This window comes from Azospirillum sp. A29, assembly GCF_042604625.1.
GTDB lineage: Bacteria > Pseudomonadota > Alphaproteobacteria > Azospirillales > Azospirillaceae > Azospirillum > Azospirillum palustre.
Window position 1 is genome coordinate 189,333 of sequence record NZ_CP170470.1, and the last position, 22,038, is coordinate 211,370.

A 22,038-nucleotide genomic window follows, 5' to 3' on the forward strand; every position below is an offset into this window, starting at 1 on the left:
GATCCGCGGGGGCGGTGATGGTCGACGGGGGCAAAAGGGCCGACATGGCGGACACTCTCCGGCGGGACTCCGCCGGGGATGTCCTGGAATTCGCCGCCGAAGCGGAGGAGTCCGCCGATAGCGGGCGGCGCAATCCGCCCTGGCTGATCCTGATCGTCGACGACGACCACGAGGTCCACGCCATCACCCGCGTGGTGCTGGGCGAGATGATGTTCGAGGAGCGGCCGGTCCGCTTCCTGTCCGCCTACACCGCAAGGCAGGCGCGGTCGCTGCTGGCCGAGCATCCCGGCATCGCCGCCATCCTGCTGGACGTGGTGATGGAGACCGACGATGCCGGGCTGAAGCTGGTCCGCCACATCCGCGAGGAGATGGGCAACCGGCACATCCGCATCATCCTGCGCACCGGCCAGCCGGGGCAGGCGCCCGAACGGCAGGTGATCGACACCTACGACATCAACGATTACAAGGCGAAGAGCGAACTGACGGCGCAGAAGCTCTACACCGCCGCCGTCGCCGCATTGCGCTCCTACCGGCACATCGCCACCATCGAGCATGGCCGCCAGGGGCTGGAGCGGGTGATGGAGGCGGCCGACCATCTGGCCGGGCTGCGCTCGCGCCCGCAGTTCCTGGCCGGGCTGGTCGGGTGGGCGGCGGCGCTGGCGACCGGTGCCCACTCCGCCCTGCTGTGCGCCGTCGGGGAGGACGGGCAGCCGTCCATCGTGGCGGAGGCCGGGCTGCCGCCCGACCTGCCGCCGGAGGCGGCCACCGACATGCTGCCGGCGGAAGCCGCGGCTACGATCATGGCGGCGCTGGCCGACGGGCAGACGCGCTGGAGCGACCGCTGCGGAGTCGCCGTGCTGCGCGGCCGCGATGCGCCGCCGCTGGCGCTCTGCCTGCTGGGCGGCCCCTTCGCCGCGGGCGACCGGCCGCTGGTGGAGCTGCTCTGCACCAAGGCGGCGGTCGGGCTGGACAATCTGCGGCTTTACGAGCGGCTGAACCAGGCGCAGATCGCCACCGTCCATGCGCTGGGCAAGCTGGCCGAATACAAGGACGAGGTCACCGGCGACCATGTGAAGCGGCTGGGCCGCTGGGCCACCGCCATCGCCCGCGAACTCCAGGCCCGCAACGTTTTCGCGCAGGAGCTGGACGACTGGTTCTGCGACACCATCGGGCTGGCCAGCGTGCTGCACGATGTCGGTAAGGTCGGCATCCCCGACGCCATCCTGCGCAAGCCGGGCCGGCTGGACGAGGCGGAGATGACGGTGATGCGCGAGCATGCCGCCATCGGCGGCAGCATCCTGCGCGATGCCTGCAGAGGCGACCGCCACGGCTATCTGTCGATGGGCGCGGAGATCGCCGAGAGCCATCACGAGAAGTTCGACGGCAGCGGCTATCCGAAGGGGCTGGCCGGCGACGCCATCCCGCTGGCCGGCCGCATCGTCGCCGTCGCCGACGTGTTCGACGCCCTGCTGCACCGCCGCCCCTACAAGAAGGCGTGGGACATCGCCGAGGTGCTGGACCTGCTGCGGGCGGAAGCCGGCAGCCATTTCGACCCGCGGGTGGTCGACGCTTTCCTGACGGTGCTGGAACGCGACGGGGCGGGGACGTAACACCCGCCGCCCCGCCTGGTTTTCGGGGGCCGGTTTTCAGACGCCCAGCACGTCGCGCATGCTGTAGAGGCCCGGCGTCTTGTCCTGCGCCCACAGGGCGGCGCGGACGGCGCCCTTGGCGTAGATCCCGCGGCCCGACGCCTTGTGGGTCAGTTCGACCCGCTCGCCCTCGCTGGCGAAGAACACGGTGTGGTCGCCGATCACGTCGCCGCCGCGCAGCGTGGCGAAGCCGATCTCGCCGCGCGGGCGGGCGCCGGTGTGGCCGTCGCGCACCTTCTGCCAGACATCCTCCAGCGCCACCCCGCGCCCGGCCGCCGCGGCGCGGCCGAGGCCCAGCGCGGTGCCCGACGGCGCATCGACCTTGCGGCGGTGGTGCATCTCCAGGATGTCGATGTCGTAATCGTCGTCCAGCGCGTGGGCGACCTGCTCGACCAGGGCCAGCAGCAAATTGACGCCCAGCGACATGTTGGGCGACTGGACGATAGCGGTGTGGGTGGCCGCGGTGGCAATGGCCGCCTGCTGCGACGGGTTGAGCCCGGTGGTGCCGACGACCAGCACGGTTTCCGACTGGGCGGCGAGCGCGGCGTGCCGCTCCGTCGAGTCTGGGCTGGTGAAGTCGATCACCGCGTCGGCCTCGGCGAAGAGCGCGACCGGGTCGTCGATGGCGGTCACGCCCAGCGGGTCGATCCCGGCCAGGATGCCCAGATCCCTGCCCAGCGCCGGACCGCCCACCCGCTCGGTCCCGCCGGCCAGCGTGCAGCCCGCGGTCGCCGCAATCTCGCGCACCAGCATCTGGCCCATGCGCCCAGCGCACCCGACGACACCGATCTTCATGACGCCCATCCTCTGTTCAACGCTTGCGGCCAGCTCTTCCGGCCAGCTCTTCCGGCCGTACTTTCCCGCCTCCCAGCGGTTTAGCACAGGCCCGGTCGTGGCTTAAGCGCCAAGGCAGCCGCGCAGCGATGCGGCGAGGTTGCGCATCAGGGTGGGGTAGAGCGCCTCGCCCTCCGGCAGGTCGGCGCCTTCGGGGTCGAGCACGCCGGTCCTGGCCTTGGTGCCTTCCACCACCGTGCGGACCAGCGTCGGTTCGAACTGCGGTTCGGCGAAGACGCAGGCGGCGTTCAGCCCGGCGATCTTGGCGCGGATCGCCGACAGCCGCTTGGCCGACGGGCGGCGGTCCGGGCTGACGGTGATGGAACCGACCGCCGACAGGTCGTAGCGCGCCTCGAAATACTGGTAGGCGTCGTGGAAGACGACGAAGGGCTTGTCCTTCAGCGGCGCCAGCGTGGCTTTCAGTTCGGCATCCAGCGCGTCGATGGCCTGGAGCGTGCGGTCGGCGTTGGTGCGGTAGGCCTCCGCATCGGCCGGATCCCTGGCGGCCAGCGCGTCCGCCGTCGCGGTGACGATGGCGCGCGCATTGGCGGGATCGAGCCAGATATGGCTGTTCAGCTCGTCATGGTCGTCGTCGTGATCCGCAGCGTGGTCATGGCCCTTGTGGTCGTGATCCTTGTGGCCGTGCCCGTCATCCCCATGGTCATGCGCCTCCCAGGCGCCACCTTCGCGGGTCTGCAGCAGGGTCAGGCCCGTCTGCTCCATCAGGGTCAGCCGCGTCGCCTTCGGTGCGTTGGCCTTCAGCGGCTTTTCCAGGAACCCTTCCAGCTCGGGACCGACCCAGACCACCAGATCGGCGGCCGACAGCGCCTTCGCATCCGACGGCTTCATCGTGTAGCTGTGCGGCGAGGCGCCGCCGCGGACCAGCAGGACCGGGTCGCCCACCCCACGCATGACCGCGGCGACTAGCGAATGGATCGGCTTGATCGAGACCACGACCTTCGGCGCCTCGGCCCAGGCCGGCAGGGCGACAGTGGCGCTGGCGGTGGCGACAAGAGCGCTCAGGGTGCCGGTCAGAAAGCTGGACAGGGCAAATCGACGCATGGGAGGGATCCTCTAGACTTGCTGGACAGGCTTCCGGTTTCAGCGCATAGGGAAACCGGTTTCACTTTGGTGTCACGTTATAACGTAACATGTCAACACCGTACCCAACCAGGGATAGCTCCGCCCTCTTCGCCGGCCCGCTCGCCTGGACCGAGGATCTGACCGTCCGTTTCGGCAGCCGCACCGTGCTGGACCGCGTCAACATCGCCGTCGAGCCGGGCGAAGTGGTGACGCTGATCGGCCCGAACGGTGCCGGCAAGACGACGCTGGTGCGCGCCGTGCTGGGGCTGACGGCAGCCGACGGCGGGCGGGTGCTGCGGCGCCCGAACCTGCGCATCGGCTACATGCCGCAACGGCTGTCGGTGGACCAGACGCTGCCGCTGACCGTGCGCCGGTTCCTGGCGCTGTGGCGTCCGGTGACCGCAGATCAGGTGGCGGCGGCGCTGGAGGAGGCCGGGGTGACGCGGCTTGCCGACTCGGCGGTGCAGACGATTTCCGGCGGCGAGATGCAGCGGGTGCTGCTGGCCCGCGCCCTGCTGGGCGAGCCGGATCTGCTGGTGCTCGACGAGCCCGACCAGGCGGTGGACGTGCATGGGCAGGCGGAGCTGTTCAACCGCATCGCCCAGGTGCGGCAGCGGCGCGGCTGCGGCGTGCTGCTGGTCAGCCACGACCTGCACACGGTGATGGCGCGCACCGACCGGGTGATCTGCCTGAACGCCCATGTCTGCTGTTCCGGCCGGCCGGAGGATGTCAGCCGGCATCCGGAATATCACGCCCTGTTCGGCGGCCATGCCCGCGACCTCGCGGTCTATGTCCATCACCACGACCATGCCCATGCCGAGGACGGCAAGGTCGTGCACGACCATGATGGGGACTGCTGCCATGGATGAGTTCGTGATCCGCGCCCTGCTGGCCGGCGGCGGCATCGCCCTGCTGGCCGGGCCGCTGGGCTCCTTCGTGGTGTGGCGGCGCATGGCCTATTTCGGCGACACGCTGTCCCATTCCGCCCTGCTGGGGGTGACGCTGGGCTTCCTGCTGGGCGTCAACCCGATGATCGGCGTGATGGTGGTCTGCGTGTCGCTGGCGCTGGCGCTGGTGGCGTTGCAGCGGCGCCGCCATCTGGCGGCCGACACGCTGCTGGGCATCCTGTCGCACGGCTCGCTGTCGCTGGGGCTGGTGGCGCTGGCCTTTCTGGAGACGCTGCGCGTCGATCTGATGGCCTATCTGTTCGGCGACATCCTGTCGGTGACCGACGGCGACCTGATGGCGATCTATGGCGGCGGTGCGGTGGCGCTCACCGGTCTGGCGCTGTTGTGGCGCCGGCTGCTGGCGGTGACGGTGGACGAGGATCTGGCGCGGGTGGAGGGCATGCCGGTCGACGCCCTGCGGCTGGCCTTCATGCTGCTGATCGCGCTGGTGATCGCCATCGCCATGAAGATCGTCGGCATCCTGCTGATCACGTCGCTGCTGATCATCCCGGCGGCATCCGCCCGCCGCTTCGCCCGCACGCCGGAAGGGATGGCGGCGCTGGCGTCGGTCCTGGGCATCCTGGCGGTGATCGCCGGGATCCTGGCCTCGCTGACCTGGGATCTGCCGGGGGGGCCGAGCGTGGTGGTGGCTGCCGCCGCGCTGTTCCTGCTGGGATCGCTGGTGCCGTTGCGGCGCTGACGCGAAGCACCGTACCGGCAGTGCTGCCTGCAATCAGGAAAAGAATACGACTGTGCGTGTTTCCCGTTTGCGGACGTGATCGCCTGCGCCATAGTCCGCCGGCGGACGCGATGGCGGGAGGGCCGCCATCGCCGCCGTACCAACGGAGGGCTGGAGGATGGAGAAAATCCTCACTCTCCTCATCCTGGTGCTGGAGATCGTCAAGCGGCTGCTTGACCTTCTGACGCACTAAGATCGGGCGGGCGGGCCAGGGAATTGCCGTCCTCGGCCCGCCTACCCGCGATATTGGTGCTGCACCCGCCCGCTGTCAACGGGCAGCCCGAAAACACTCAGTCGTCGATGTTGCGGGCCAGAACTTCGCGCTTGCCGGAGTGGTTGGGCTTGCTCACCACCCCTTCGGTTTCCATCCGCTCGATCAGGCGGGCGGCGGAGTTGTAGCCGATGCGGAGCTGGCGCTGGATGAAGCTGGTCGAGGCCTTGCGCTCGCGGCAGACCACCGCCACCGCCTTGTCGTAGAGGTCGTCGCCCGATCCGCCGCCGGTGCCGGGCAGGGCGCCGTCGTCGAAGGACTCCTCGCCTTCCTCGTCCTCCAGGATGGCGTCGACATAGTTCGGCTCGCCCTGGGCCTTGAGGAACCTGACGATCTGCTCGACCTCGTGGTCCGAGACGAAGGGGCCGTGGACGCGGGTGATGCGGCCGCCGCCGGCCATGTAGAGCATGTCGCCCTGGCCCAGCAGCTGCTCGGCGCCCTGTTCGCCGAGGATGGTGCGGCTGTCGATCTTGCTGGTGACCTGGAAGCTGATGCGGGTCGGGAAGTTGGCCTTGATGGTGCCGGTGATGACGTCGACCGAGGGACGCTGCGTCGCCATGATCAGGTGGATGCCGGCGGCACGTGCCATCTGGGCGAGGCGCTGGATCGCCGCCTCGATGTCCTTGCCGGCGACCAGCATCAGGTCGGCCATCTCGTCGACGATGACCACGATGTAGGGCAGCTCGGTCAGGTCGAGCGGCTGCTCCTCGAACAGCGGCTTGCCGGTGTCGGGATCGAAGCCGGTCTGGACGCGGCGGGTCAGCGACTCGCCGCCCTCGCGCGCCTCGCGCAGGCGGGCGTTGTAGCCCTCGATGTTGCGCACGCCCAGCTTGGACATGTTGCGGTAGCGGTCCTCCATCTCCCGCACCGTCCATTTCAGCGCGACCACCGCCTTCTTGGGGTCGGTGACGACCGGCGTCAGCAGATGGGGGATGCCTTCATAGACCGACAGTTCCAGCATCTTGGGGTCGATCATGATGAAGCGGCAGCGCTCCGGCGGCAGCCGGTAGAGCAGCGACAGGATCATGGTGTTGATCGCCACCGACTTGCCCGAGCCGGTGGTGCCGGCGACCAGCAGGTGGGGGAAGCGGGCGAGGTCGGCGACCACCGGCTGGCCGCCGATGTCCTTGCCGAGCGCCAGCGCCAGCTTGCCGCCATGCTTGTCGAAGCCTTCGGCCGCCATCAGCTCGCGCAGCAGCACGGTCTCGCGCTTGGCGTTGGGCAGCTCGACGCCGATGACGTTGCGGCCGGGGACCACGGCGACACGGACCGACACCGCGCTCATCGAGCGGGCGATGTCGTCGGCAAGGCCGATGACGCGGGAGGATTTGGTGCCGGGGGCCGGTTCCAGTTCGTACAGGGTGACGACCGGGCCGGGATGGACCTTCTGGATCTCGCCGCGTACGCCGAAATCGCCCAGCACGCCTTCCAGCTGGCCGGCATTGCGCTGAAGCGCCGCCTCGTCCAGCTGCTCGCCGCGGATGCCGGTGGGCGGCACCTGCAGCAGGTCGAGCGGCGGCAGCTCGTAGCCCTGCGGCCCCTCCTCCTCGCCCAGCGGCAGGCGGCTTTGCCGCGGGTCCGATTTGTCGCCCTTGCTCTCCGGCGTGGCGGATTTGGGCGGGGTGACGATGGGAACGGTGCGGATCGGCTTGTCGGCTCCGCTGGCGGCGGCCGGGCTTGCCGCGGTGCCGGTCGTCGGCGGAATCCGGCCGGCGTCGAGGCCGGCGGGGGGAAGCGGGGTCACCTGAACGGCTTCGTCGAAGCGCGGGATGTCGCGTTTGTCGCCGCGCAGCGAGGCGTCCACCGCGACCGAGGCGGCCTGCGCGGCAGTGCGGCCGTGGCGGCGCAGGGAATCCACGCCGTTGCGGGCGCCCTGGCGGATCAGGCGGACGCCGTTGACCATGCCGCGGCCGAGCGCGCGGAAGCTGGCGATCCATTCGCCGATCGACAGGCCGGCCGCCAGGAACAGCACCAGCCCGCCGCCCACCGCGGCGACGGTCGCCACCATCGGCTCGGCCCCGAACAGGTTGCCGACCCCGCGCAGCAGCACCTGGCCGATGCTGCCGCCCGGAAGCGGGGCCAGCGGATCGGTGGAGGCGTCGGTCAGGCCGGCCAGCGCCATCGCCACTAGGAACACGCCCCACAGCGCCAGGACGGTGCGGAACAGCGGGTTGCCGAGCTTGCGCTGGGCCCCCAGCCGCCAGCCCCAGAACATCGGCACCAGCGCGATGACGAAGGCGGCCCAGCCCAGCGACTGGATCAGCAGGTCGGCGGCATAGGCGCCGGGGATGCCGAACAGGTTGTGCGTGCCGCCCGCCGTGGCGGGGACCGAGTTCAGCGAGGCGTCATGCGGGTCGTAGCTGCCCAGCAGCACCATCAGCAGCAGGCCGAACAGCCCCAGCACGAACCCCATCGCCTCGCGCGCGCGGGCGACGACGAAGGCGCGCATGGCCGGCGAGAAGAAGGGCGGCTTTTCCTGCCGGTTGCGGCCGGAGCGGATGCGGTCCTTTCCCGGTTCCTTCGCGGCCTCGCGGGGCGCTCCCTTGCGCGGGCTGGGGGCGGGCCGTCCCAGGCTGGGCCGGGGGCGCGCGGAGGAGGGGCCGGCGGGTCGGGCCATGGGACGGAAACCTCGTGCTGTAGAAACCGAAAAAGGGGCTGGCCGGAACCGGGTGCCGGAACCGCTCAGCCGAGAATGCGGACGATGGACGCGCAGGCCTGGGCGACGGTGTCGGTGTCCTGCACCAGGGCGACGCGGATGAAGGCCTCGCCGGGGTTCGGCTCGCCGGGGTTGCTGCGCGACAGATAGGCGCCGGGCAGGACGCGGACCGCGCCCTCCGCCCACAGCCGCCTGGCGGCCTCCTCGCCGTTGCCGACCTCCAGCCAGAGGAAGAAGCCGCCGGCCGGGCGGTAATAGCCGTAGCGGCCGCCCAGCTCCGCCTCCGCCGCCGCGAACTTGGCGCGGTAGGCGGCGCGGTTCTCCTCCACATGGGCCTCGTCGCGCCACAGCGCGGTGCTGGCGGCCAGGATCGGCAGCGGCATGCCGGCACAGCCGTAGCTGCGCAGGCGGGAGAAGCGGCCGATCAGCGCCGGGTCGCCGGCGACGAAGCCGGAGCGCAGGCCGGCGGCGCTCGACCGCTTGGACAGGGAATGGAAGACCAGCAGGTTGGACCAGGGCTTGCCGTCCGCGTAGGGCAGGCCATTAGTTTCGTGAAGCTTGGCCGCGACCTGGAGCGCGCCGACTGGCGGGGCGTCCAGCCAGATCTCGGCATAGCATTCGTCGACCGCCAGCACGAAGCCATACTGCCGCGCCAGCCCGATGGCCTTGGCGAGATAGGCCGGCGTGGCCGCCGCCCCCTGCGGGTTGGCGGGGGTGCAGAGGTAGAAGAGCGCCGTGCGCTCCAGCAGCTCCGGCGTCAGGGCGTCGAGGTCGGGCAGGAAGCCGGTCTCGCGCGTCGCCGACAGGAACACCGGCTCCGCCCCCGCCATCACGGTGGCTCCCTCATAGGGCGCATAGAAGGGGTTGGGCATCAGCACCGCCGGCTGGCGCCCGGCCTTCTGCGTCGGCACCGCCAGCAGGGCCAGCATGAACAGCGCCTCGCGCGTGCCGGACAGCGGCAGGATGGAGCTGTCGGCATGCAGCAGCCCGGCCGGCAGATCGTAGCGGCGGGTCAGCCAGTCGCCGGTCGCGGCGCGGAACTCCGGCGTGCCGCCGACCGGCGGATACTTGTTCCAGCCGGATGCGCTGGCGCGCAGCGTCTCCTCGATGATGGCGGGCGGGGTGTGCTGCGGCTCGCCCACCGTCAGCAGGACGGGAGCGACGTTGGCGCGCGGGGTGATCGGCGCCAGCAGATTGGCCAGCCGGGTGAAGGGATAGTCGGTCAGCAGGTCGAGCCGGTCGTTGCCGATCGCCTCGGTGAAGACGGCACCGCTGTTGACGCTGAAATCCGCAGAAACCATGGCGACCGCAACCCTCTTCGCAACCCCGGATGCCGCACCCCGGCCCGGGGAGGCGGCCATGTCTTCGATTGAGGGACCGATCCTATCGGCGGGGCACGGGGGGCACAAGCGCCCAGAACCTTTGGGCGCGGCGGGTGGCCGAACGGTCACAGGAGACGGAAGACAGTGTCCTTACGGGTCGCCCGCTCATTTCATCCGGGCGATATTGACGCCCGTTTTTCATCCGGGTAAAATATGCGCCTTACAACCGGAGTTCCGATCATGTCCGTCACCGCCGAAACCCTCTGCACCGCCTTCCGCGGCGAGCGCCGCTTGGCCGCCGGGGATGCGCTGAGCGTCGCGCGGGCGGTGCGGGCGGCACTGGACGCGGAGCCGGATGGGCCGCCGGTGCTGGTGTTCGACGATGCCACCGGCAAGGCGGTCGACCTCGACCTGCGGGGAAGCGATGAGGAGCTTGCGTGGCGTCTCTCCCCGCCGCCGCGGGGGCCGGGACGGCCGAAGCTGGGGGTGGTCGCGCGGGAGGTGACGCTGCTGCCGCGCCATTGGGACTGGCTGAACGCCCAGCCGGGCGGCGCGTCGGTGGCGCTGCGCAAACTGGTGGACGAGGCGCGCAAGGGCGGCGAGGCGAAGGACCGGGTGCGCCGGGCGCAGGAGGCGGCTTACCGCGTCATGCTGGAACTGGCCGGCGACCGTCCTGGCTATGAGGAGGCGGTGCGGGCGCTCTATGCCGCGGACCGCGCGCGGTTCGAGGTGCTGACGGCGGACTGGCCGGCCGACGTGCGCGACTATGCCGGTGCGATGGCGGCGGACGTCTTCGGCGACTGAGAATGGCGACTGAGGGAAAAGAAGCCGGCTGAGGATTGAGGACAGGCGCGCGGTACGCGCGCCCGCCGGGTCCGTTCCCGCCGGAAGGAGCGGACCCCGAGGGTCGGCAGCCTTACAGCGCCTCGGCGTTGGTCTCGCCGGTGCGGATGCGCACGGCCTGGGCGATCTCCAGAACGAAGATCTTGCCGTCGCCGATGCGGCCGGTGTTGGCGGCCTTCTGGATCGCCTCGACAACCTGCTCGTACTGGTCGTCGGACACGGCGACCTCGACCTTCACCTTGGGCAGGAAGCTCACGGAATATTCGGCGCCGCGGTAGATTTCCGTCTGGCCCTTCTGGCGGCCGAAGCCCTTGACCTCGCTGACGGTCAGGCCCTGGATCCCGAGCGACGTCAGCGCCTCGCGCACTTCGTCGAGCTTGAACGGCTTGATGATGGCCATAACCAGTTTCATGTGGCTTCCCCTTAAAGCGTTGTTCCGGCCGCGTGCAAGGCTGTGGCAGCCCCGTTGCGGTTCCAGTCCGGCCCGACACCGTACCGTTCCCCCGCCGTTGGCCCAAGCCTGTTCGCGTCGACCGCAAAAATCAACGATTACAAGAATCGTGCCGGTTGAAATGCGCTGCAACGATGGGAATATGCCTGTTGATTGGGCGCTCAAAAAGGCGGCATTTGCTCAAAATCCGTTCAGCGACAATCTGTCCGGCGGTCTGCCCGCGCCGGGCCGGGACTGGACACTGGACAGGACGCCGCAGTGCGACAATTGTCTGATCGCGGCGTCACCGGTGAGGTCCAGGGGCAAGGCTCAGGTCCCGCCGGCGGACGGCACAGGCATTTTAAGGCGAGAAGGCAGCGAGCATCATGGCCGTACCGGGCACCGAATCGGGCAACGCGACCGTCCCCCCGCAGGGCGGCGACATCACCACGGAGGTCGTGGTGCTGGGCGGCGGCCTGGCCGGGCTGACCATGGCGGCGGCGCTGGCCGGTGCCGGCGTGCCGGTGGTCTGCATCGACCAGGACAGTCCCGAACGCATGGGCGAGCGGGATTTCGACATCCGCACCACAGCGATTTCCTATGCGTCCAAGATGGTGCTGGATGCGGCCGGCGTGTGGCACCACATGGCCGACAAGGCCGGCCCGATGCTGGACATCCGCATCGCCGACCAGTTCTCGCCGCTGTTCATCCATTACGACCACACCGAGCTGGCGGTGGAGGGCAAGCACCAGCCCTTCGGCTGGATCCTGGACAACAAGGACATCCGCCATGCCCTGTTCACCCGTGCGGCCGAGCTGCCGGGGCTGGTCCATCTGGCCCCGGCCAAGGCGGTGACGGTGGAGCGGACGCGGTCCGGCGTCTCGGTCCGGCTGGCGGACGGGCGCACCGTGCGCGGCCGGCTGCTGGTCGGTGCCGACGGGCGGCGGTCGATGGCGCGCGACAGCGCCGGGATCAGGGTGCGGCGCTGGTCCTACGACCAGAGCGCCATCATCTGCACCATCCGCCACACCGAGCCGAACAAGGGCGTCGCGGTCGAGCATTTCCTGCCCAACGGCCCCTTCGCCGTCCTGCCGATGACGGACAACCGCTGCTCCATCGTGTGGAGCGAGAAGACCTCGCTGGTCGACACCTATCTGAAGCTGCCCGACGACCAGTTCATCGACGAGCTGCAACGGCGCTCCGGCGGCTATCTCGGCGAGATCACGCTGCTGACCAAGCGCGAGGCGTGGCCGCTGTCGGTCCTGCTGGCCGACCGCTTCATCGCCGACCGGCTGGCCCTGGTGGGGGAGGCGGCGCACGCCATCCACCCCATCGCCGGCCAGGGGCTCAATCTCGGCATGCGCGACGTCGCGGCCCTGGCCGAGGTGGTGGTCGATGCCTATCGCCTGGGGCTGGACGTCGGCGGGCCGGAGGTGCTGGCCCGCTTCCAGCGCTGGCGCCGGTTCGACACCGTGCTGCTGGCGGCGGTGTGCGACGGGCTGGTCCACCTGTTCTCCAACAGCATCCCGCCGGTGAAGCTGGCGCGCGACCTGGGCATGGCGGTGATCAACCGGCTGCCGCCGGTCAAGCGCTTCTTCATGAAGCACGCCATGGGGGTGGTCGGCGACCTGCCGCGGATGATCAAGGGCCAGCCTCTTTAAGCAGCCGCCATAGCGTCGTGCGTTTAATATGAAACGCACGACGCTATGGCTTTATGCTTGGCGATCGGATTCACGCTTCAAATCGAGTCCGATTTTACGCGATCCGATCTAAGACCCGGCACCGGTAATCCTTGGCAGCGGGGGGCGGACGCCTTATGTCCGCCATACCGGCCGGTTAAGGAGCCGGGCTCCGAACGACCGAGGATGAAGACCGTGCTTCGCCGCCTTTCCGCCGCCCTGCTGTCCGCCGCTCTCCTGGCCCCGCTGCCGGCCGCCTTCGCCCCGTCCGCCTTTGCCGCGCCGGCCACGCCCGTCTCGCTGACGGCGCAGGACCAGGCGGTCGTCGCTAAGGTGGAGGAGTATCTGAACGGCATCACCACCCTGCAATCGAAGTTCCTGCAGGTGGCGCCGAACGGGCGGCAGGCGACCGGCACCTTCTCCCTGTGGCGGCCCGGCAAGATGCGGCTGGAATATGACCGGCCGCTGAAGGACTTCATCGTCGCCGACGGCACCTTCGTCTTCTATTGGGACGGCGAGATGCGCCAGCAGTCGAGCGCCCCCATCGGCTCGACGCTGGCCGACTTCATCCTGCGCAAGAACATCCGCCTGTCGGGCGACGTCACCGTCACCGACGTGTTCCAGGCCCCCGGCGTGATCGAGGTCAGCCTGCTGGAGACCAAGGACGCCGGCAAGGGCACCCTGACCCTGGTGTTCGAGGACCGCCCGTTTCAGCTGCGCAAGTGGCGGGTGCTGGACGCCCAGGGACTGACCACCGAGGTGGCGCTGCTGAACCCGCGGACCGACATCACCTTCGACCGCGAGATGTTCTATTTCAAGGAGCCGGCGCGCGGGTCGGACTTCGGCCGCAACAACTGAGCGGCCGGCGGCGAGCGGGCAACAAAACCCTTCGCCTTCTGTTGTCATTGCACAGGGTGACAGCAGGAGGCTTTCCATGTCCTACGATCAGGTCGGCCGGCCCGGACCAGAGCCGAGGCTCGATCCGCGATCCGGCCCGGCGAGCCGTCTGCGCAGCATGAACATGGTGCTGGCGCGCAACTGGTGGGCGCTGGCCCTGCGCGGGGCGGCGGCGATCCTGCTGGGGGTGCTGGCCCTGCTGATGCCGGGGGTGACGGTGGCGACGCTGGCGCTGTCCTTCGCCGCTTATCTGCTGCTCGACGGCGTCTTCGCCATCCTGGCCGGCCTCCGCGCCTCCCGCCACCATGAACGCTCGCTGCCCTTCATCCTGGAGGGTGTGGTCAGCTTGGTCGCCGGCATCGTCGCCGCGCTGTGGCCGGCCGCCAGCCTGTTCGCGCTGGTGTTCCTGATCGCCGCCTGGTCGGTCATCACCGGCTTCGCCGAGGTGATGGGAGCATGGCGGATGGAGCGTACCCACGGTAAATGGACCTGGGGCGTGGCCGGCACGCTGTCGATCCTGTTCGGGCTCAGCATGTGGATCCTGCCGGCGCTGGGCCTGCTGGCGCTCGCCTGGGGTGTCGCGGCCTACCTGATCGCCTTCGGCGTGCTGGCGCTGGTGACCGCCTTCCGGCTGCGGCACTGCCATCGCCAGACCGACTCCTCCGGTGGCGGGGCCGGCGGAGGGATGGCGGCGGCTTGAGGAGGAATGGCAAGGCTTCCGGCCTCATCGTAGAACCATCGTACAATTTTCTATACTGACTGTCTCTGGCAGCCTGAAGGCCGGCACGATGTTTGCTGCATTGCGGCAAAATGGCTGCGAGAGGCTGTGTCATGACGCCGCACCGACCGACTCTTGGGCAAACTGCCGGCCAGCTTGGCGGGAGCCGCACAGGAACTGTGCAACACAACATCCTGGCCGCCGCGGCCTGCGGGGTGTCGAACTTCATCGCCGCGCAGGGCGGCTGTCCCGATCAGGTGTTCCACCGCGCGGGCGTGGAGGAGCGTGCGCTCGGCCAGCCGACGCTGGCGCTCGACCTCCGCGCCTATGTGGCGATGATGGAGGTGGCGGCGGCGGAAACCGGCAACGACAATTTCGGCCTGATGTTCGGCCGCCAGTTCCAGCCGGAGATGCTGGGGCTGATCGGCTCCATCGCGCTGGCCGCCCCGACCTTGGGGGCGGCGCTCGACCATCTGGCCCGGCTGTTCCCCTTCCACCAGCAGGCGACCGAAACCCGTTTCGTCCGCGAGGGCGAGTTGCTGCGGTTGGAATACCGCATCCTCGACGGCCGCATCGTCGAGCGGCGGCAGGATGCCGAGCTGACCATGGGCATGTTCGCCAATGTGGTGCGCGCCTGCCTCGGTCCGGCCTGGATGCCGGAGGAGGTGCATTTCGAGCATCCCAAGCCGGAAGGCTGGCGCCAGCATGAATCGCTGTTCGACGCGCCCGCCCATTTCGGCCAGCGCACCAACGCCATCCTGCTGCGCGACCGCCATCTCGACCGCCGCATGCCCGGCGGCGACATGGCGCGGCTGACCGGTCTGTGCGGCACGCTGATCGACATCGCCCGCGGCACCGGCACGCCGCCGCTGCTCGACCGCGTGAAGGCGGAGGTGCGGGCGCGGCTGCCGGAAGGTCCGACTTACGTCGAGGACATCGCCGACCGGCTGGGCATCGCCCGCTGGACCCTGCAACGCCGGCTGGCCGACGAGGGGCTGAGCTTCTCCGATCTGGTCGAGGGGGTGCGGCGCGATCTGGCGGCGGTCTATATCCGCCAGCGCCATGTTCCCGTCGCCGACATCGGCGCGCTGCTGGGCTATTCGGAGGTCAGCGCCTTCAGCCGCGCCTTCCGCCGCTGGTTCGGCATGTCGCCGGCGAAGATGCGCGACGGCAAGGGCTGACGACGGCCACACCGGCGGGCGCAGGTCGATGGCAGCCGGGCGCCTCCTGCCGTAAGATCGCCGCCGGGACATCTCCGGAGCAGGGCAGGGCAGGGCCGGCATGGCGCGCGCATCGAGGAATCGTCACCGCTTCTGGCGGGACCCGGCACTTCCGCATCTGGAGGCGCGCAGCATCGAGGACGGGCAGGAGGTCTGCTATGGCTGGCACAGCCATTCGACGTTCTCCATCGGGCTGGTCACCGGCGGCGTCAGCGATTTCCGCATCGGCGCCGAGTGCCACCGGATCGCCGCGGGCACCGTCGTGCTGATGAACCCGGACGAGGCCCATGCCTGCAACCCGCTGGACAGCCGGCCCTGGTCCTATCGGATGCTGTATGCCGACGCCGCTTGGCTGGCGGGGGTCGAGGGGGAGGCGGCGTTCCGGCCCTTCGCCCCGCATCTGAGCCGCGATGCGGAGCTGGCCGGCCGGCTGGACCGGCTGTTCGGTGTGCTGTTCGATCCGGACCCTGACAGTGCCGGGAGGGCGGCGGCGGCCCGGTTCTTCTTCACCGGGCTGCGGCGGGCGCTGGGCGGGGTGCCGTCCGAGGTGAGCGGGGAGGGCGGGCATGCGGCGCTGGACCGCGCCGCCGACTTCATCTCCGCCCACTGCACGCAGCCGCTGCGGCTGGCCGACATCGCCGAGGTGTCGGGATTGTCGCCCTCCTATCTGGTGCGGTCCTTCAAGGCGCGCTACGGGCTGACCCCGCACGCCTACCAGATCAACCGCCGCATCCAGTTCGGCCGGCGGGAGCTGCAGCGCGGCCGGCCGATCGTGGAGGTGGCGCTCGATGCCGGCTTTGCCGATCAGGCCCATTTCCAGCGCGCCTTCAAGCGCCATGTCGCCGCCACGCCCGGCCAGTACATGCGCCGGGAGTGACGACTAGGCGTTTCGATCAGGCGTTTCGATCAGGTAGCGATGCCGATGTGGACCGCGCTGGCCGCGAGCAGGGCGGCCATGGCGCGGTTGAACAGGCGCATCCGCCGTCCATCCGCCAGCAGATGGCGCAGCCGGGCGCCGGCATAGGCCCAGCAGGCGACGGACAGGTAGCAGATGACGAAGTAGATCCCGGCGAAGACCCAGAGCCGGGCCGGATCGTCCCCGGCATAGGCGCCGACCCCGGCCAGCGCCGCGACCCAGGCCTTGGGATTCAGCCACTGCATGGCGGCCCCCTGAAGGACCGACGGTGCCGGCGGCGGCTCGTCGTCGGCGATTCCGCCGCCGCTTCTGCCATCGCTTCTCCACAGCGTCCAGCCCATCCACAGCAGTAAGGCGACGCCCGCCCAGCGGATAAGTGCTGCGGCAGCGGGCCAGCCGCGCAGAAGTTCCGCCAGCCCGAGCCCGGCCAGCACCAACAGCAGGACGAATCCCAGCGTGGCGCCGGCGACATGGCGCAGGGTGGCGCGCAGGCCGTGGGAGACACCGCTGGACAGCGCCACCACATTGACCGGGCCGGGGGAGATCGAGGCGGCCAGCGCGAAGCCGGCCATCGACAGGTAGAGCGTCATCATCGCCGCCGTCCTATTTCAGCAGCGGCAGCGAGCCGGTCAGCGAGCGCACCAGCGCCGCCGGGCCGTGCAGACAGAGGCCGAGATAGCGCAGTTCCTCCTGCCGGGTGGCGGCGAGGCGCCGGCTGTAGTCGTCGTAGCTCTTGGCGCGCTGGGCGATGTCGGTCATGCCGACCACGCCCAGCCCCTCGGCCTCCCGCTCCGCCGCCTGCCGGCGCAGCGCGCGCAGGCCTTCGGCATCGGACACCAGGATCGGCATCACGATGGTGGTGATGCCGGGATGATCGACGCCATCGGCATCCAGAAGGTCGCAGCCCACCAGATCGGGCCGCAGTTTCCCCAGCGTCATCGACAGGGCGGCGGCGGTGTTGGCGATCAGCCCCGGCGGCAGGGCATGGTCGATGATGAAGGCGCAGCGTGTCACGTCGGCTTCCCTTTGTTGGACCAAGGTCGGGCCGGCGGACTTTTGCGGGTCGGGCGGGGGTGGGTATTGAAGGAAATTACCCAGGGTCGGCCAAATGGGCCGGGCCGGCGGCAGCGCGCCGATTCAGATGCCGACCTCCACCGCCGCGTTGACGACGTAGATCTGCTCGTTGCGGTCGTTCTTGTCGGCCAGGAAGATGCCGCTTGGCGCCAGCATGCCGCCGCTGGTGACGTGGATGCTGACCGCGCCATAGGGGAAGACGGCCTTCACCGCCTCGTGGTCCAGCCGGTCGGCATCGGCCGGCACGGCGAGGTGGACGCGCACCTGCATTTTGCTGGTGTCGCCGTCCACCAGCGCCCGCATGCCCGGCATCGAGTTGCGCTCAATGGCGTTGCGCACGGCGCGGACGGCTGCCTTGGTCACGTCCTGGCCATGCAGATCCACCCCCATGCCGAGTTCCACGAACATCACCTGCTTCATCGCGCCGGGCTTTCCTGTCGGTGTCGGATGACGGAGATGATGGCGCGGACCCGCGGCAAGGGCCAGGGGGCGGCGGCGGATTTTCAGGGGGTGGAAGGCGCCGGATGCCGGATGCAGTCCGCCAGCCGCCGCTCACTCCATCGGCAACCCCACGTAATTCTCCGCCAGCGCCGTCATGGCGGCGCGGGACTGCACCAGATAGTCCAGTTCCGCCAGATGCACGCGCTGCTCGAAGGGTGATTCCCGCTCGTTCCGGTGCAGCATGGTGGTCATATACCAGGAGAAGCGCTCCGCCTTCCAGATGCGGCGCAGGCAGGTGGCGCTGTAGCCGTCCAGCCCCTCGGTGGTGCCGGACCTGTAATAGGCGGTCAGGGCGCGCGACAGCACCAGCACATCGGCGACCGCGAGGTTCAGCCCCTTGGCGCCGGTCGGCGGCACGATGTGGGCGGCATCGCCGGCGATGAACAGGCGGCCATGCTGCATCGGATCGCAGACGAAGCTGCGCATGGCGATGATGCCCTTCTGGAAGATCGGCCCTTCGGTCAGGGTCCAGCCGCTGTCGTCCTCCAGCCGGCGGTGCAGTTCGGACCAGATGCGGTCGTCCGACCAGTTGGCGATGTCGTCCTTGGGATCGACCTGGATGTAGAGCCGCTGCACCTCCGGCGAGCGGGTGCTGAGCAGGGCGAAGCCGCGCTCGTGGTTGGCGTAGATCAGTTCGGGGTGCGACGGCGGCGCCTCGGTCAGGATGCCGAGCCAGCCGAAGGGATAGACCATCTGGTATTCGTTGCGCGTGGCGGTGGGGATCGCCTGCCGGCTCGGCCCGTGGAAGCCGTCGCAGCCGGCGACGAAGTCGCAGCGCAGCTCTTCTACTGGCCCGTCCGGGCCGCGGCGGAACCGCACGCGCGGCGCCTTGCCGTCGAGGTCGAGGAACTGAACGTCGGACACGCCGAACAGGATGGTGCCGCCATCCTCCAGCCGGGATGAGACGAGGTCGCGGATCACCTCGTGCTGGGCATAGACGGTGACGCGCTTGCCGCCGGTCAGCTCCGCCATGTCGATGTGGTGGCTGCGGCGGTCAAAGCGCAGCGTGATGCCGGAATGGAAATGGGCCTCCCGCATCATGCGGTCGCCCAGCCCCATCCCGTTCATCAGGTCGACCACCCACTGCTCCAGCACGCCGGCGCGGATGGTGCCCTCGATCTCTTCGCGGCTGCGGTGTTCGAGGATGATCGATTCGATGCCCTGGCGGTGAAGCAGATGGGACAGGAACAGGCCGGCCGGGCCGGCGCCGACGATGGCGACCTGGGTGCCGGCGATTGGGGTGCGGGCGACCTGGGTATGGGTTGATTTGGTGGGGTGCATGTCTCTCGCCCTCCTTGGGGACCAGGAGCAGGTGTGTTTTTCGCAAATTGTTGCTCACACCAATCATTGGTGTTCATGCTATTCCCGGGCGGGAGGGCCGGACATAGACGAACCGGCGAAAGGCTTGTACTTTTCAACGCCTGCCCGACGGAGCCCCGTGCGATGTCCGCCCAGCTTGCCCACGGTGCCGAACCCATTCCCCGCTATTGGCTGTACGGCGAGCCGCCGGCGGTGCCGGAGCTGCGCTTCGTCCATATCGAGACGATTCCGGAACGGATGCGCTTGTACAATTGGGAGGTCCGCCCCCATCGCCATGACGGGCTGAGCCATGCCCTGCTGGTCGGGGAGGGCGGCGGACGGCTGACCGCGGACGGGGTGGAGGTGGCGTTCCGCGCCCCGGCCCTGATCGTCGTGCCGGCGCAGGTGGTGCACGGTTTCCGCTTCGATCCCGGCACCGACGGGCATGTGCTGACCATGTCGGAGGGGTTCCTGGCCGGCGTGCTGGCTGCCACCCCGGAGGCGGAGCTGCGCGACGCCGCGGCCCTGCCGCAGGCCTGGAACCTCGAGGCCGGGTCGGACGGGGCGGCGGCGCTGGATCGCTGCTTCGCCGAGATCAGGCGGGAGTTCCGCGCCCACCACATCGGCCGGGCCAGCGCCATCGCGGCGCAGGTGATGCTGCTGCTGGTCGCCGCCGCGCGGCTGGCGGCCGACCGGCGGCGGGACAGCGCGGACCGCGACGGACAGGGGGTGTCTCCCGATCTCAGGCTGCTCGCCCGGCTGCGGCCGATGGTCGACGAGCGGTTCAGCCAGCATTGGCCGGTGGAGCGCTATGCCGCGGCGCTGGGCGTCACGCCGGGCCGGCTGAACGCCGCCTGCCGCCGGGTCACCGGCCTGTCGACCCTGCAGCTGGTGCATGCCCGGCTGATGCTGGAGGCGCGGCGCTCGCTGATCTACACCGGCCATGGCATGGCGGAGATCGGCTATGCCCTGGGCTTCGAGGACCCGGCCTATTTCTCCCGCTTCTTCACCAAGCGCGAGGGGCGGTCGCCGCAGGCCTTCCGCCGCGCCCATGCGGATGGCGGAACGGGAAGCAGCCTTGACGGGAACGGCCTTGACCGGACCGGGGCCGTCTCACCAAAGTAACAGCCTTGCGTCCCATGGCGGGGATGCGGACCGATTCAATGCTTGGGCCCGGTTTGCCGGAGAGGGTGGTGGCGATGGACAGCCTGGACGTCACGATGCGCGAGCCGGCCGAAACGGTCGAACAGTCGCTGTGGCGCCGCCTGCGCGCCGACGCCGTCCGGGTGGCGGAGGAGGAGAGCGGCCTGGCCCCCTTCCTCTATGACGCGGTGCTGGCGCGCAACGGCTTCGGCCCGGCGCTGGCCGCCCTGCTGGTGCGCAAGCTGGCCGACCGCGCCATGCCGGAGGACCGGCTGGCCGCCGTGGTGCGCGACGCGATGGAGGCCGACCCGGCCATCGTCGAGGCCGCCGCCGCCGACCTCGCCGCCATCCTGGCGCGCGACCCCGCCGCCGACGGTTGCCTGACGCCCTTCCTCTATTTCAAGGGCTACCATGCCCTGCAATGGCACCGCGTCGCCCACTGGCTGTGGCGGGCCGGCCGGCACGACCTTGCCCATTTTCTGCAAAGCCGGGTGTCGGAGGCCTTCGCCGTCGACATCCACCCTGCGGTGCCGGTCGGGCGCGGCGTGTTCATCGACCACGGCACCGGCGTGGTGATCGGCGAGACGGCGGTGATCGGCAACGACGTGTCGATCCTGCAGAACGTCACGCTGGGCGGCACCGGCAAGGAGCATGGCGACCGCCACCCGAAGGTGCGCGACGGCGTGCTGCTGTCGGCCGGGGCCAAGGTGCTGGGCAACATCACCATCGGCGCCCATGCCAAGGTCGGCGCCGGCAGCGTCGTGCTGAAGGACGTTCCCGGCTGCGCCACCGTCGCCGGCGTGCCGGCCAAGGTGGTCGGCTGGTGCCGCGACGAGCCGGCCCCGGCGCTCACCATGGACCAGAGCCTGCAACAGGGCGATTACAGCATCTGAACAACCCTGTCCGCGGGCTGTCCCTCCGCTGTTACCGGAAATCCGGCTTCGCTGTGCCTATATGCAGGAAAGCGGGTGGGAAGCCCGGAGCTGAGGGCAGGGCGCGAGGGCCGTGAGGGTGTTGCTGGCATTTCTGTTGACACTGGTCCTGCTGCTGGCCGGACCGGTGTTCCTGCTCGCCTCCGGTGCGGTGCCGACCGCCGTAGACTGGAGCCGCATCGACCGCAGTCCGGTCGGCCTCGCCCCCGATGCGGCGACGACGCCGGAGGCGGTGGTCCAGGTCTATGCCGCCCGCGTGCTGTCCTGGCGCGGCGCCTTCGGCGTGCATCCCTGGTTCGCCGTGAAGCCGGCAGGCGCCCGCAGCTATACGGTCTATGAGGTGATCGGCTGGCGCGCCTATCGCGGCCTGTCGGTGGTCTCCGTCAGCAACCGCGACCCCGACGGCCGCTGGTTCGGCGCCCAGCCCACGCTTCTGGCAGACCTGCGCGGTCCCGCCGCCGAAGCCGCCATTCCCAAGATCGCCAAGGCCGCCGCCGGCTACCCCTATGCCGGCGAGTACCGCGTCTGGCCCGGACCCAACAGCAACACCTTCGCCGCCTGGGTCGCCCGCGCCGTGCCGGAACTGCGGCTCGACCTGCCATCGACGGCGCTGGGCAAAGACTATCTGGGCCGCGGCGTGTTCGCACGGGCGCCGAGCGGCACCGGCTGGCAGATCAGCCTGTTCGGCGTCGCCGGCCTGCTGCTGGCACTGGAGGAGGGGGTGGAGGTCAATGTGCTGGGACTGACCATCGGCATCGACCCGCTGGACCTTGCAGTGAAACTGCCGGGCATCGGACGGGTGGGGTGGTTCGGGCCGGCGAACATCGATGCGGCGCAAGGTAAGTCCTGACTTGCACCCGGCCATAAGGACCGCGCCCGCCGATT

General features: G+C 69.8%; 21 protein-coding genes. 12 read left to right on the top strand and 9 right to left on the bottom strand.

All coding sequences use genetic code 11. The features are described 5' to 3' along the window. The first annotated feature begins 44 nt into the window (after positions 1 to 44). Positions 45 to 1,610 (top strand): HD domain-containing phosphohydrolase, encoded by a 1,566-nt coding sequence (locus tag ABNQ38_RS36540; RefSeq protein ID WP_377811839.1) that lies wholly within the window; start codon positions 45 to 47, stop codon positions 1,608 to 1,610. A 36-nt stretch (positions 1,611 to 1,646) separates the two neighbouring features. Here ABNQ38_RS36540 and dapB read toward each other — a convergent pair whose 3' ends face one another. Next, complete coding sequence (gene dapB, locus ABNQ38_RS36545) at positions 1,647 to 2,444, bottom strand: 4-hydroxy-tetrahydrodipicolinate reductase (protein ID WP_377811840.1); 798 nt, start codon at positions 2,442 to 2,444, stop codon at positions 1,647 to 1,649. 102 nt (positions 2,445 to 2,546) lie between these two features. Beyond that, positions 2,547 to 3,545 carry a zinc ABC transporter substrate-binding protein ZnuA gene (znuA, locus tag ABNQ38_RS36550; protein WP_377811841.1) on the bottom strand — a complete coding sequence of 333 codons (999 nt, stop codon included), beginning with the start codon at positions 3,543 to 3,545 and terminating at the stop codon, positions 2,547 to 2,549. A gap of 89 nt (positions 3,546 to 3,634) precedes the next feature. Here znuA and znuC point away from each other — a divergent pair, with 89 nt between their 5' ends. Both znuC and znuB read left to right on the top strand, forming a co-directional pair. Further along, positions 3,635 to 4,435: a zinc ABC transporter ATP-binding protein ZnuC gene (gene znuC, locus ABNQ38_RS36555; protein ID WP_377811842.1), complete on the top strand. Its 801-nt coding sequence runs from the start codon at positions 3,635 to 3,637 to the stop codon at positions 4,433 to 4,435. Continuing rightward, positions 4,428 to 5,213 carry a zinc ABC transporter permease subunit ZnuB gene (gene znuB / locus ABNQ38_RS36560; protein ID WP_377811843.1) on the top strand — a complete coding sequence of 262 codons (786 nt, stop codon included), beginning with the start codon at positions 4,428 to 4,430 and terminating at the stop codon, positions 5,211 to 5,213. Before znuC ends, znuB begins: the two co-directional genes overlap by 8 nt. 329 nt (positions 5,214 to 5,542) lie before the next feature. On the opposite strand, the gene ABNQ38_RS36565 is transcribed toward znuB, so the two are convergent. Then, positions 5,543 to 8,140, bottom strand: a complete 2,598-nt coding sequence (locus tag ABNQ38_RS36565; protein ID WP_377811844.1) for a DNA translocase FtsK — start codon at positions 8,138 to 8,140, stop codon at positions 5,543 to 5,545. Between the two features lie 65 nt (positions 8,141 to 8,205). Beyond that, complete coding sequence (locus ABNQ38_RS36570) at positions 8,206 to 9,480, bottom strand: aminotransferase class I/II-fold pyridoxal phosphate-dependent enzyme (protein ID WP_377811845.1); 1,275 nt, start codon at positions 9,478 to 9,480, stop codon at positions 8,206 to 8,208. Between the two features lie 261 nt (positions 9,481 to 9,741). On the opposite strand from ABNQ38_RS36570, the gene ABNQ38_RS36575 reads away from it, so the two are divergent. Further along, positions 9,742 to 10,305 carry a DUF2239 family protein gene (locus tag ABNQ38_RS36575; protein ID WP_377811846.1) on the top strand — a complete coding sequence of 188 codons (564 nt, stop codon included), beginning with the start codon at positions 9,742 to 9,744 and terminating at the stop codon, positions 10,303 to 10,305. Between the two features lie 112 nt (positions 10,306 to 10,417). On the opposite strand, the gene glnK is transcribed toward ABNQ38_RS36575, so the two are convergent. Continuing rightward, positions 10,418 to 10,756, bottom strand: a complete 339-nt coding sequence (gene glnK, locus ABNQ38_RS36580; protein ID WP_012977707.1) for a P-II family nitrogen regulator — start codon at positions 10,754 to 10,756, stop codon at positions 10,418 to 10,420. A gap of 404 nt (positions 10,757 to 11,160) precedes the next feature. On the opposite strand from glnK, the gene ABNQ38_RS36585 reads away from it, so the two are divergent. From ABNQ38_RS36585 to ABNQ38_RS36605, 5 genes are all read left to right on the top strand, one after another. After that, positions 11,161 to 12,435, top strand: a complete 1,275-nt coding sequence (locus ABNQ38_RS36585; protein ID WP_377811847.1) for a UbiH/UbiF/VisC/COQ6 family ubiquinone biosynthesis hydroxylase — start codon at positions 11,161 to 11,163, stop codon at positions 12,433 to 12,435. A 204-nt stretch (positions 12,436 to 12,639) separates the two neighbouring features. Further along, positions 12,640 to 13,311 (top strand): outer membrane lipoprotein carrier protein LolA, encoded by a 672-nt coding sequence (locus ABNQ38_RS36590; protein ID WP_377811848.1) that lies wholly within the window; start codon positions 12,640 to 12,642, stop codon positions 13,309 to 13,311. A 76-nt stretch (positions 13,312 to 13,387) separates the two neighbouring features. After that, positions 13,388 to 14,050 (top strand): HdeD family acid-resistance protein, encoded by a 663-nt coding sequence (locus ABNQ38_RS36595; protein WP_377811849.1) that lies wholly within the window; start codon positions 13,388 to 13,390, stop codon positions 14,048 to 14,050. Between the two features lie 197 nt (positions 14,051 to 14,247). Continuing rightward, complete coding sequence (locus ABNQ38_RS36600; protein ID WP_377811850.1) at positions 14,248 to 15,249, top strand: AraC family transcriptional regulator; 1,002 nt, start codon at positions 14,248 to 14,250, stop codon at positions 15,247 to 15,249. A 100-nt stretch (positions 15,250 to 15,349) separates the two neighbouring features. Further along, positions 15,350 to 16,165, top strand: a complete 816-nt coding sequence (locus ABNQ38_RS36605) for an AraC family transcriptional regulator (protein ID WP_377811851.1) — start codon at positions 15,350 to 15,352, stop codon at positions 16,163 to 16,165. Between the two features lie 29 nt (positions 16,166 to 16,194). Here the strand turns inward: ABNQ38_RS36605 and ABNQ38_RS36610 are convergent, their stop codons facing one another. The 4 genes from ABNQ38_RS36610 to pobA form a co-directional block, all read right to left on the bottom strand. After that, on the bottom strand, positions 16,195 to 16,794 hold the full coding sequence (locus ABNQ38_RS36610; protein ID WP_377811968.1) for a LysE family translocator: 600 nt from the start codon (positions 16,792 to 16,794) through the stop codon (positions 16,195 to 16,197). A gap of 13 nt (positions 16,795 to 16,807) precedes the next feature. Beyond that, positions 16,808 to 17,218 (bottom strand): DUF2000 domain-containing protein, encoded by a 411-nt coding sequence (locus ABNQ38_RS36615; protein WP_377811852.1) that lies wholly within the window; start codon positions 17,216 to 17,218, stop codon positions 16,808 to 16,810. A gap of 123 nt (positions 17,219 to 17,341) precedes the next feature. Beyond that, complete coding sequence (locus tag ABNQ38_RS36620; RefSeq protein ID WP_174473060.1) at positions 17,342 to 17,698, bottom strand: Lin0512 family protein; 357 nt, start codon at positions 17,696 to 17,698, stop codon at positions 17,342 to 17,344. A gap of 132 nt (positions 17,699 to 17,830) precedes the next feature. Then, positions 17,831 to 19,060, bottom strand: coding sequence for a 4-hydroxybenzoate 3-monooxygenase (pobA, locus tag ABNQ38_RS36625; RefSeq protein ID WP_377811853.1), 1,230 nt, complete (start codon positions 19,058 to 19,060; stop codon positions 17,831 to 17,833). A 162-nt stretch (positions 19,061 to 19,222) separates the two neighbouring features. Here pobA and ABNQ38_RS36630 point away from each other — a divergent pair, with 162 nt between their 5' ends. From ABNQ38_RS36630 to ABNQ38_RS36640, 3 genes are all read left to right on the top strand, one after another. Continuing rightward, complete coding sequence (locus ABNQ38_RS36630; protein WP_377811854.1) at positions 19,223 to 20,203, top strand: helix-turn-helix domain-containing protein; 981 nt, start codon at positions 19,223 to 19,225, stop codon at positions 20,201 to 20,203. 74 nt (positions 20,204 to 20,277) lie between these two features. Further along, entirely contained in the window at positions 20,278 to 21,114 is an 837-nt protein-coding gene (gene cysE, locus ABNQ38_RS36635; protein WP_377811969.1) for a serine O-acetyltransferase, read from the top strand. 136 nt (positions 21,115 to 21,250) lie between these two features. Next, positions 21,251 to 22,003, top strand: coding sequence for a DUF3750 domain-containing protein (locus ABNQ38_RS36640; protein WP_377811855.1), 753 nt, complete (start codon positions 21,251 to 21,253; stop codon positions 22,001 to 22,003). The last annotated feature ends 35 nt before the right edge of the window (positions 22,004 to 22,038 follow it).

Bases quoted from the DNA above. Each gene is read 5' to 3' on its own strand.
- ABNQ38_RS36610 (WP_377811968.1), bottom strand. From the start codon at position 16,794: ATGACGCTCTACCTGTCGATGGCCGGCTTCGCGCTGGCCGCCTCGATC.
- ABNQ38_RS36575 (WP_377811846.1), top strand. From the start codon at position 9,742: ATGTCCGTCACCGCCGAAACCCTCTGCACCGCCTTCCGCGGCGAGCGC.
- ABNQ38_RS36590 (WP_377811848.1), top strand. From the start codon at position 12,640: ATGAAGACCGTGCTTCGCCGCCTTTCCGCCGCCCTGCTGTCCGCCGCT.
- znuA (WP_377811841.1), bottom strand. From the start codon at position 3,545: ATGCGTCGATTTGCCCTGTCCAGCTTTCTGACCGGCACCCTGAGCGCT.
- ABNQ38_RS36630 (WP_377811854.1), top strand. From the start codon at position 19,223: ATGTCCGCCCAGCTTGCCCACGGTGCCGAACCCATTCCCCGCTATTGG.
- pobA (WP_377811853.1), bottom strand. From the start codon at position 19,060: ATGCACCCCACCAAATCAACCCATACCCAGGTCGCCCGCACCCCAATC.
- ABNQ38_RS36565 (WP_377811844.1), bottom strand. From the start codon at position 8,140: ATGGCCCGACCCGCCGGCCCCTCCTCCGCGCGCCCCCGGCCCAGCCTG.
- znuB (WP_377811843.1), top strand. From the start codon at position 4,428: ATGGATGAGTTCGTGATCCGCGCCCTGCTGGCCGGCGGCGGCATCGCC.
- cysE (WP_377811969.1), top strand. From the start codon at position 20,278: ATGGACAGCCTGGACGTCACGATGCGCGAGCCGGCCGAAACGGTCGAA.
- ABNQ38_RS36605 (WP_377811851.1), top strand. From the start codon at position 15,350: ATGGCGCGCGCATCGAGGAATCGTCACCGCTTCTGGCGGGACCCGGCA.
- dapB (WP_377811840.1), bottom strand. From the start codon at position 2,444: ATGAAGATCGGTGTCGTCGGGTGCGCTGGGCGCATGGGCCAGATGCTG.
- ABNQ38_RS36595 (WP_377811849.1), top strand. From the start codon at position 13,388: ATGTCCTACGATCAGGTCGGCCGGCCCGGACCAGAGCCGAGGCTCGAT.
- glnK (WP_012977707.1), bottom strand. From the start codon at position 10,756: ATGAAACTGGTTATGGCCATCATCAAGCCGTTCAAGCTCGACGAAGTG.
- znuC (WP_377811842.1), top strand. From the start codon at position 3,635: ATGTCAACACCGTACCCAACCAGGGATAGCTCCGCCCTCTTCGCCGGC.
- ABNQ38_RS36540 (WP_377811839.1), top strand. From the start codon at position 45: ATGGCGGACACTCTCCGGCGGGACTCCGCCGGGGATGTCCTGGAATTC.
- ABNQ38_RS36620 (WP_174473060.1), bottom strand. From the start codon at position 17,698: ATGAAGCAGGTGATGTTCGTGGAACTCGGCATGGGGGTGGATCTGCAT.
- ABNQ38_RS36585 (WP_377811847.1), top strand. From the start codon at position 11,161: ATGGCCGTACCGGGCACCGAATCGGGCAACGCGACCGTCCCCCCGCAG.
- ABNQ38_RS36570 (WP_377811845.1), bottom strand. From the start codon at position 9,480: ATGGTTTCTGCGGATTTCAGCGTCAACAGCGGTGCCGTCTTCACCGAG.